The organism is Microcella sp., from assembly GCF_030645145.1.
Classification (GTDB): domain Bacteria; phylum Actinomycetota; class Actinomycetes; order Actinomycetales; family Microbacteriaceae; genus Microcella.
In genome coordinates this window covers 25,215-34,370 of record NZ_JAUSMI010000165.1, presented here as the reverse complement: position 1 = coordinate 34,370, position 9,156 = coordinate 25,215, and the positions used below count along the sequence as shown (strand labels likewise).

The following is a 9,156-nucleotide window of genomic DNA, read 5'->3' as shown; positions in this document are numbered from 1 at the left end:
TCGACGATCGCCTGCGCCTCAGCGCCGCCCCCGCGGGGTTCGCGCCGAGCGCGGGCGGCGCCGTGCGGCCCATCGCCTCGTGGGCGGGCCCGTGGCCGCTCGAGGAGCGCTGGTGGGATCCCGTGCGCGCCCGCCGCGCGCACCGGCTGCAGGTCGTCGACTCCGGCGGCGTCGCGTGGCTGCTCGTGCTCGAGGGCGCGAGCTGGTGGGCCGAGGCGAAGTATGACTGAGCGCGCGGGCACGCGGCGGTGCGCGACGCGACGGGTCGAGCTCTCGAGGCGGTGCCGCTGATGGCCGGCTGGCACAACCCGCCCATCCCGTGGAGCGAGTTCGAGCGCGCTCTGCGCGACGGCACGCGCCCGGGCACCGCGCCCCCGCCCGGCGCCGACGGCGGCGACTCCCCCGCGTGGTCGCACAAGCGCGCCCCCTACCGGGCCGCCGAGCTCGACCGCCCCGACCCCGAGGCCGTCGTCCCGTACGCCGAGCTCCACGCCCACTCCTCGTTCTCCTTCCTCGACGGCGCCTCGAGCCCGGAGGAGCTCCTGGAGGAGGCCGCGCGGCTCGGGCTGCACGGCCTCGCGCTCACCGACCACGACGGGCTCTACGGCGTCGTGCGCATGGCCGAGGCCGCCGAGCCCTACGGCCTCACCACCGTGTTCGGCGCCGAGCTGAGCCTCGGCCTCACGGGGCCGCAGCAGGGCGTCGCCGACCCCGAGGGCACCCACCTGCTCGTGCTCGCGCGCGGGCAGTCCGGCTACCACCGGCTCGCCGCCGCGATCACCGAGGGCCAGCTCGCCGGAGGCGAGAAGGGCCGCCCCGTGTACGACCTCGACGCCCTCGCCGAGCAGGCCGCCGGCGAGTGGGTCGTGCTCACCGGCTGCCGCAAGGGCGCCGTGCGCGCGGCGCTCGGCGAGCGGGCCGCGCCGACGCGCGCGCAGGTCGAGGCGGCGGGCTCCGCGCTCGACGGGCTCGTCGCGCGCTTCGGCCGCGAGGGCGTCGTCGTCGAGCTCATGGACCACGGGCGCCCGCTCGACTCCGTGCACAACGACGCCCTCGCGGCCCTCGCCCGCGATCGCGGCCTCGCCGTCGTCGCGACCGGCGGGGTGCACTACGCGACGCCCGCCCGGCATCCCCTCGCCACCGCGTTCGCCGCGCTGCGCGCGCGCCGCAGCCTCGACGACATGGAGGGCTGGCTGCCCGCGGCGGGCACCGCCCACCTGCGCAGCGGTGCCGAGATGGCCGAGCGCTTCGCCCGCCACCCCGGCGCGGTCGCGCGCAGCGTCGAGCTCGCCGACGCGCTCGGGTTCCCGCTGCGGCAGGCGAAGCCGCAGCTGCCCGCGCAGGAGGTGCCGCCCGGCCACACGCCCATGAGCTGGTTGCGCGCGCTCGTCTGGGCGGCCGTGCCGCGCAAGTACCCCGACGCGAGCGACGCCGACCGCGCGCGCATCGGCCGCGAGCTCGACGTCATCGAGCAGAAGGGGTTCCCCGGCTACTTCCTCATCGTGCACGACATCGTGCAGTTCGCCCGCGGCCGCGGCATCCTCTGCCAGGGGCGCGGCTCGGCGGCGAACTCGGCCGTCTGCTACCTGCTCGACATCACCGCGGTCGATTCGATCGGCTACAAGCTGCCGTTCGAGCGGTTCCTCTCGGCGCTGCGCGACGAGGAGCCCGACATCGACGTCGACTTCGACTCCGACCGGCGCGAGGAGGTCATCCAGTACGTCTACGAGCGCTACGGCCGGCGCAACGCTGCCCAGGTCGCGAACGTCATCAGCTACCGGCCGAAGAACGCCGTGCGCGACATGGCCCGCGCGCTCGGGCACTCCGTGGGGCAGCAGGACGCCTGGAGCAAGCAGGTCGAGCGCTGGGGCGCCGTGCTCTCGAGCGATGACCACGACATCCCCGAGCCCGTCGTCGCGCTCGCCCAGCAGGTGCTCACCTACCCGCGGCACCTCGGCATCCACTCCGGCGGCATGGTGCTCACCGACCGGCCCGTCGGCGAGATCGTGCCGATCGAGCACGCGCGCATGGAGGGGCGCACGGTGCTGCAGTGGGACAAGGACGACTGCGCCTGGATGGGCCTCGTCAAGTTCGACCTCCTCGGCCTCGGCATGCTCGCCGCGCTGCAGTACGCCTTCGACCTCGTCGACGAGCACCTCGGCGAGCGGTGGGAGCTCGCGACCCTGCCGAAGGAGGAGCAGGCAACCTACGACATGCTGTGCCGCGCCGACTCGGTCGGCGTCTTCCAGGTCGAGAGCCGCGCCCAGATGAGCCTCCTGCCGCGCCTGCAGCCGCGCCGCTTCTACGACCTCGTCGTGCAGATCGCGCTCGTGCGCCCCGGGCCCATTCAGGGCGGCGCCGTGCACCCCTTCGTGCGTCGCAAGCTCGGCGAGGAGCCGATCACCTACGACCACCCGAAGCTCGTCGAGCCGCTCGAGCGCACCCTCGGCGTGCCCGTCTTCCAGGAGCAGCTCATGCAGATCGCGATGGCGGTCGGCGGCTGCTCGGGCGACGACGCCGACCTGCTGCGTCGCGCGATGGGCAGCAAGCGCGGCCTCGAGCGCATCGAGTCGCTGCGCGAGACCCTTTACGCGGGCATGGCGGGCAACGGCATCACGGGGCGGCTCGCCGACGAGATCTACGGCCGCATCCAGGCCTTCGCGAACTTCGGCTTCGCCGAGAGCCACTCCATCAGCTTCGGCCTGCTCGTCTACGCGAGCTCGTGGCTCAAGCTGCACTACCCCGGCGTCTTCCTCGCCGCCCTGCTGCGCGCGCAGCCGATGGGCTTCTACTCCCCCGCCTCGCTCGCCGCCGACGCGGAGCGGCACGGCGTCGAGGTGCGCACGCCCTGCATCCTGCGCTCGGGCGTCGAGGCCGGGCTCGAGCGCGTCGACCTCGTGGTCGACGACGCCGTCGCCGCGATCGGGGCGGATGCCCGCCGCGCGACCCCGACGGGTCTCGCCGACTGCGCCTGCCGCATCCAGCCCCCCGTGCCCGAGTTCCGCCCCGACTCCACCGACGGCGACCTCGCCGACTGCGCCCGGCACCGCCGCGACGCCGAGCTCGCCGTGCGGCAGGGGCTCGCCGCGGTGTCGGGCATCGGCCGCCCGACCGCCGAGCGCATCGTCGCCGAGCGCGAGCGCGGCGGCCCGTACCGCGACCTCACCGAGCTCGCCTACCGCACGGGCCTCACGGCGGCGCAGCTCGAGGCGCTCGCCACGGCCGGGGCCTTCGACGTCCTGGGCCTGTCGCGCCGCGCCGCGCTGTGGGCGGCGGGGGCGGCCGCGCAGGCCCGGCCCGAGTACCTGCCCGGCACGGTCGTCGCCGTGCAGCCGCCGCTGTTCAGCGACCTCGACGACGCCGAGACGATGGTCGCGAACCTCGTCTCGACGGGCATCGCGCCGGGCGACCACCCCGTGCGGTACGCGCGGCCCGCCCTCGCGCGCCGCGGCGTGCTGACCGCGCTCGACCTCCGCTCCGCCGAGCCGGGCCGCCGCGTCGAGATCGCCGGGGTCGTCACCCACCGGCAGCGGCCCGCGACGGCGAGCGGCATCACCTTCCTCAACATCGAGGACGAGACGGGGCTCGTCAACGTCATCTGCTCGGTCGGGCTGTGGGGCCGCTACCGCCGGGTCGTGCGCGAGAGCCGCGCCCTCATCATCCGGGGCACGCTCGAGCGCTCCCGCGAGGGCGTCATCGCGATCGTCGCCGACCGCGTCGAGACGCTCCCCCTGAGGGCCACCGTCGCGAGCCGCGACTTCCGCTGAGCACGGGCGCGGCGACGTAGCGCGTGCCACCGATCCGGGGCAACCCCGCGACGCGAATCCCGTTCGCCCTCTAGCCTGGGCGCATGACCTCTCGCACCGAGGGCGATGACGTGCGCCCGCACGGCGTCGCCATCCCCACCCGGACGTACCGCGTCGTCACCCGCACCGGACTCGCCGTCAACGGCGTCCTCCACGTCCTCCTCGGTGTGATCGCCCTGTCCATCCCGCTCACGGTGCTCGTCACCCCCGATGCCGAGCGCGTCGGCGCGCTGCGCGCCGTCGCGGCGAACCCCGGCGGGGCCGTGCTCTTCTGGGTGATCGCGATCGGCTACGTCATCCTGGGCGTCTGGATGCTCACCACCGTGATCCTCGAGCGCCACGGCGGTCTCTCCGTCCGTGATCGCGCGGTGAAGATCGGCCGCGGAGTCGCGTACGTCCTGCTCGGCCTCAGCAGCGGGAGCATCGCCGCCGCCGGGCGCAGCAATCCCCAGGAGGACACGAGCACGCTCACGGGCTCGATCATGCAGCTCCCGGTCGGCCCCGTCGTCCTCGCGATCTTCGCCCTCCTCATCCTCGCGGTCGCGACGTACTTCGCGATCAAGGGCTGGCGCCGCGACTTCCTCCACGACATCCGCCTCCCCGCGAAGTCCTCCGGTCGTCGACCGACCCTCATCGCGGGGCGCGTCGCGTACTTCGGCAAGGCGATCGCCCTCGGGATCCTCGGCGTGCTCACGCTCGTGGCCGCCTTCCTGCCGGCCGGCCCCGCCGGGCTCGGCGGTCAGCTCGCCGCCCTCGCGCTCTCCCCTGCCGGCCCCCTCCTGCTCGCGCTCGTCGGGCTCGGCCTCATCGCGCACGGCTTCTACACCGCCGCGCGCGCCCGGCTGGCCACGCTGTGAGGATCCGCGCCGTCCGCGAGGCGCGGAGCAGCCGGCCCTTCCAGCTGGCCGCGCGCGCGGGCTTCGCGACGAACGGCGTCCTCCACGTCCTCATGGGGTTCCTCGCGCTCGGGGTCGCCACGGGCGCCGGGACGGGAGGCACGGACGCCGACCCCTCGGGCGCGCTGAGCGCGATCGCGGCGACCCCCGGGGGGATCATCCTCATCTGGGCTCTCGTGGCGGGCCTCGTCGCGCTCTCCCTCTGGCTGCTCATCGAGGGCCTCCTGCTCCTGCTCCCCTCCGGCGAGATCGCCGACGGGCTCATCACGGCCCTCAAGGGCGTCGTCTACGCGGCGATCGCCGGCTCGGGGATCACGATCGCTCTCGGCGGCCGCTCCGACTCCACGGAGGACGTGCGCGAGATGAGCGCGTTCCTCATCGCGACTCCGGGCGGGGTCTTCATCCTCGCGCTGCTCGGTCTCGTCATCCTCGGCGTCGGGGTGTTCTTCATCGTCAAGGGGCTGCGCCGGCGCTTCCGCCGCGACCTGCGGGTGCCCGACGGCAAGACCGGGCGGACGGTCGTCGCTCTCGGCATCGTCGGGTACGTCTCCAAGGGCGTCGCCCTCGTCTCGCTGGGCATTCTCGCGGTCATCGCCGCGATCACGACCGACTCGAGCGAGGTCACCGGCCTCGACGGCGCCCTGCGCGCGCTCACCGACCTCCCGTTCGGCGTCGTGCTCCTGAGCATCGTCGGCCTGGGCCTCGTCGCCTACGGCGTGTACTGCGCGGCGCGCGCACGATGGGCGCGCCTGTGAACGGTTCCGAGACCGTGCACGAGGTGCACGAGAGTCGGATCTTCACCCTCATCGCCCGCTCCGGCTGGGTCGTCACCGGCCTGCTGCACGTCATCATCGGGGCCCTCGCGATCGCCGTCGCGTTCGGCGATCGGCGCGCCCGGCCCGACGAGGTCGGCGCCTTCGAGGTGATCGCGGCCGCCCCGCTCGGTCCCGTCCTCCTCGTCGCCGTGATCGTGAGCCTCGTCGGCCTCGGCGTCTGGATGCTCGCCGACGCCATCCTCAACGGCGGGCCCATGCACCGCTGGACCTCGGGGGTCGCGAGCGCCGCCCAGGGACTCGTCTACCTCGCGCTCGCGGTGCCGCCCGGCATCCTCCTCTTCGGCGGCGACCTCCAGTCGGGCCGCAACTCGCGCGCCCTCAGCCGCTTCCTCCTCGACTCGGCCGCCGGAGCGGTGGTCCTCGTGCTCGTCGGCGTCGGCATCGCGGTCGGCGGCGTGTACTTCATCGTCAAGGGCATCCGCCGACGGTTCTCGTGGGAGCTCCGGCCGATGACCGAGCGGAGGGGCCGCGCCGTCCGGGCTCTCGGCGCCGTCGGCTACGTCGCGCGAGGCATCGCGTTCCTGCTGCTCGCCGGGCTCATCGTCGTCGAGGCGATCCAGGTCGACCCGAACGACGTGACCGGTCTCGCCGGTGCGCTCGGCGCTCTCCGCCGCGGCTTCCTCGGCGAGTTCTGGCTCGCCTCGATCGGCGTCGGGCTCATCATCTACGGCATCTACGGGTTCGCTCGAGCCCGGCTCGCGAAGATCTGACCCCGCGGCTCTAGGTGTTCGCGCCGCGCGCCGAGACGGCCCAGACCCCGGTCTCGACCCCTGCGCTCTCGACGACGAGCGCGTCGGCGAGGTTGACCGCCGAGCACACGTGGTTCGGGGCGATCCGCAACCGCGTCCCGAGCGCGGGGGCCGGCACCCCGGCCGGCAGGGCGAGCGTCGCGTGGTGCTCCGAGAGCGCGGCGATCCGGGCGTCCGGCTCGTCGAGCGCACGACCGAAGCCCGTCGTCCAGGCCGGGCGATCGGCCCCCAGGATCTTGCTCCCCGCATCCACGACGACGACGCCCTCGCGCCGACTCACCACCGTCGCGCACGCCCACAGCGCGATCGATGCCGCCCCGCTCGAGCCGAGCTCCCACTGTTGCGCATCACCGAGCGCGTAGACCCCGGGGCGCAGCTCCGTCAGCACGTCCCGGTCGGCCGCGCGGGCGCTCGGCGTCGAGCCGCCGCTCACGACGGGGCAGGGGATGCCCGCGGCCGTGAGCGCGTCGCGCGCGGTCCCGAGGGCGGCGGCCTCGTCGCGCGCCGCATCGCTCCCCGCGCCGACACCGTACGAGTGCCCGGGGAACGTGAACACCCCGTCGACCGCGAGCCCGGCATCGAGCGCCGCGGCGGCGACCTCCGCGGCGCGCTCGGGCGCGCAGCCCGAGCGGTGGTGGCCGCTGTCGACCTCGACCGCGATGGCGAGCGGGGCGGCACCGGGGCGACGGGCGCGCACGGCGGCGGCGAGCATCCGGACGCCCTCGACGGAGTCGGCGCCGACGCGCACGCGCGCGACGCCCGCGAGCGCGCGGAGCCGGTCGGCGCGCGGGCCCTCGGCCCAGATCGGGTAGGCGAGGAAGAGGTCATCGAACCCCGCGGCCGCGAAGATCTCGGCCTCGGCGACGGTCGCGACCGTGAGCCCGACGGCGCCGTGCGCGAGCTGGCGGCGCGCGATATCGACCGACTTGTGCGTCTTCGCGTGCGGGCGCAGGTCGACGCCGAGCGCGCGGGCGTGCGCGGCCATCGCGGCGAGGTTCGCCTCGAGCAGGTCGACGTCGACGACGAGGTAGGGGGTGTCGCGCATGCGACCATCCTGCCCCCTCGGGTCGAGGCCGCTACGACCCGCCTGCCGCCATCTGCCGGCGGAGGAGGTCGATGCGCGACTGCAGCTGCGCGACGCTCGCCTGGCCCACGGCGGGCCCGCCGCACACGCGGCGCAGCTCGGCGTGCACGTGCCCGTGCGGCTGGCCGGTGAGCTTCGCGCGCAGCCCGACGAGGCTGTTGAGCAGGGTCCGCTGCTCCTTGAGCGTGCGGTAGAGCGGGGCGGGCTGGCGCTCGGACGGCGGGCGCTCGGCGACGCGGCGCATCTGCCGCTGATAGCGCGAGCGCAGCAGCTCGTGCACCTGATCGGGCTCGAGGATGCCCGGAATGCCGAGGAAGTCGAGCTCCTCGAGGCTGCCCACCTCGGCCTGCTGGCCGAACTCGACGCCCTCGTAGAGCACCTTGTCGAACTGCGCCTGCGACTCGAGCGCCGCGAAGGCGTAGGTCTCGGTAAGGGAGTCGCTGGCGCTCTCGCCCGTCTCGGCCTCGCGCAGCAGGTCGTCGGCGAGCAGCTCGTCGCCCGTCCCCTCGCGATCGAGGGCGTGGTCGCGCTCGCGCTCGAGCTCGTTCGCGAGCCCCATGATCGGCGGGACGCTCGGGATGAAGATCGACGCCGTCTCGCCGCGACGGCGCGCGCGGACGAAGCGTCCGATCGCCTGAGCGAAGAACAGCGGGGTCGACGAGCTAGTCGCGTAGACGCCGACCGCGAGGCGCGGCACGTCGACGCCCTCCGAGACCATGCGCACCGCGACGAGCCAGCGCCCGTCGCCGTCGGCGTACTGCTGGATCCGCTCGCTCGCGCCCTTGTCGTCGGAGAGCACGACCGTCGGCGCCTCCCCCGTCAGCCGGTGCAGGAGCGCCGCGTAGGCGCGCGCGGCCGTCTGGTCGGTCGCGATGACGAGACCCCCGGCGTCGGGAACGGCGTGGCGCACCTCCGTGAGCCGGCGGTCGGCCGCCGACAGCACCCCGGGCATCCACTGCCCTTCGGGGTCGAGGGCGGTCCGCCACGCCTGGGAGGTGACGTCCTGCGTGTCGCCCTGCCCGAGGTGGGCCTCCATCTCGTCACCGGTCGTCGTGCGCCAGCGCACCTTCCCGGCGTAGGCCATGAAGAGCACGGGGCGCACGACGCCGTCGGAGAGGGCGCGCCCGTAGCCGTACGCGTAGTCGGTCTGCGAGACGCGGATGCCCTGCTCGTCGGGCACGTACGACACGAACGGGATCGGCGCCGTGTCGGAGCGGAACGGCGTTCCCGTGAGCGACAGGCGCCGGGTCGCTCCCTCGTAGGCCTCGCGGATGGCGTCGCCCCAGCTCAGCGCGTCGCCGCCGTGGTGCACCTCGTCGAGGATGACGAGGGTCGAGGCGGTCTCGGTGAGGGTGCGGTGCAGGTAGGGCTTCGCGGCGACCTGCGCGTAGGTGACGGCGATGCCGTGGAACGAGCGCGGGATGATCCGTTGGCTGTTCCGGAAGGCGGGGTCGAGGCGGATGCCCACGCGGTGCGCCGCGTCGGCCCACTGCCGCTTGAGGTGCTCGGTCGGGGCGACGACGATCACGCGATCGACGGTGCGGCGCGCGAGGAGCTCGGTCGCGAGGCGGAGCGCGAACGTGGTCTTGCCGGCCCCCGGGGTCGCAGCCGCGAGGAAGTCGCGCGGCTCGGTCGCGAAGTATCGGTCGAGGGCCTCGGCCTGCCAGGCGCGGAGGCGGCTCGCGGTGCCGCGCGCGGCCCGCTCGGGGAAGGACGGCGAGAGATGCTCGGCCGCGAAGGTGCCCACGTGGGGGGCGCTGCGGTCGGGGGTGCTCACTCGACCCG

Annotated in this window: 6 protein-coding genes and 1 pseudogene; 5 read left to right on the top strand and 2 right to left on the bottom strand. The window is 74.6% G+C overall.

Going from position 1 to position 9,156, the window contains the following annotated elements:
• The 5 genes and pseudogenes from Q7T15_RS11425 to Q7T15_RS11405 form a co-directional block, all read left to right on the top strand.
• A pseudogene (locus tag Q7T15_RS11425) lies at positions 1-230 on the top strand (DNA polymerase Y family protein); the annotation flags it as partial.
• 60 nt (positions 231-290) lie between these two features.
• On the top strand, positions 291-3,767 hold the full coding sequence (locus Q7T15_RS11420; RefSeq protein ID WP_304696385.1) for an error-prone DNA polymerase: 3,477 nt from the start codon (positions 291-293) through the stop codon (positions 3,765-3,767).
• An 83-nt stretch (positions 3,768-3,850) separates the two neighbouring features.
• Positions 3,851-4,663, top strand: coding sequence for a DUF1206 domain-containing protein (locus tag Q7T15_RS11415; protein WP_304696383.1), 813 nt, complete (start codon positions 3,851-3,853; stop codon positions 4,661-4,663).
• Positions 4,660-5,457 carry a DUF1206 domain-containing protein gene (locus tag Q7T15_RS11410; RefSeq protein WP_304696382.1) on the top strand — a complete coding sequence of 266 codons (798 nt, stop codon included), beginning with the start codon at positions 4,660-4,662 and terminating at the stop codon, positions 5,455-5,457. The genes Q7T15_RS11415 and Q7T15_RS11410 overlap by 4 nt, the downstream gene beginning before the upstream one ends.
• A complete protein-coding gene (locus tag Q7T15_RS11405) occupies positions 5,454-6,248 on the top strand; it encodes a DUF1206 domain-containing protein (RefSeq protein ID WP_304696379.1) in 795 nt (264 codons plus the stop codon). Before Q7T15_RS11410 ends, Q7T15_RS11405 begins: the two co-directional genes overlap by 4 nt.
• A gap of 10 nt (positions 6,249-6,258) precedes the next feature.
• Here the strand turns inward: Q7T15_RS11405 and Q7T15_RS11400 are convergent, their stop codons facing one another.
• On the bottom strand, positions 6,259-7,332 hold the full coding sequence (locus Q7T15_RS11400; RefSeq protein ID WP_304696377.1) for an alanine racemase: 1,074 nt from the start codon (positions 7,330-7,332) through the stop codon (positions 6,259-6,261).
• Between the two features lie 31 nt (positions 7,333-7,363).
• Positions 7,364-9,148 carry a DEAD/DEAH box helicase gene (locus tag Q7T15_RS11395; RefSeq protein WP_304696375.1) on the bottom strand — a complete coding sequence of 595 codons (1,785 nt, stop codon included), beginning with the start codon at positions 9,146-9,148 and terminating at the stop codon, positions 7,364-7,366.
• Positions 9,149-9,156: the final 8 nt, after the last annotated feature.

What these genes read in the sequence shown, in the direction of transcription:
- Q7T15_RS11415 (WP_304696383.1), top strand. Translation starts at nt 3,851, where the DNA reads ATGACCTCTCGCACCGAGGGCGATGACGTGCGCCCGCACGGCGTCGCC.
- Q7T15_RS11400 (WP_304696377.1), bottom strand. Translation starts at nt 7,332, where the DNA reads ATGCGCGACACCCCCTACCTCGTCGTCGACGTCGACCTGCTCGAGGCG.
- Q7T15_RS11420 (WP_304696385.1), top strand. Translation starts at nt 291, where the DNA reads ATGGCCGGCTGGCACAACCCGCCCATCCCGTGGAGCGAGTTCGAGCGC.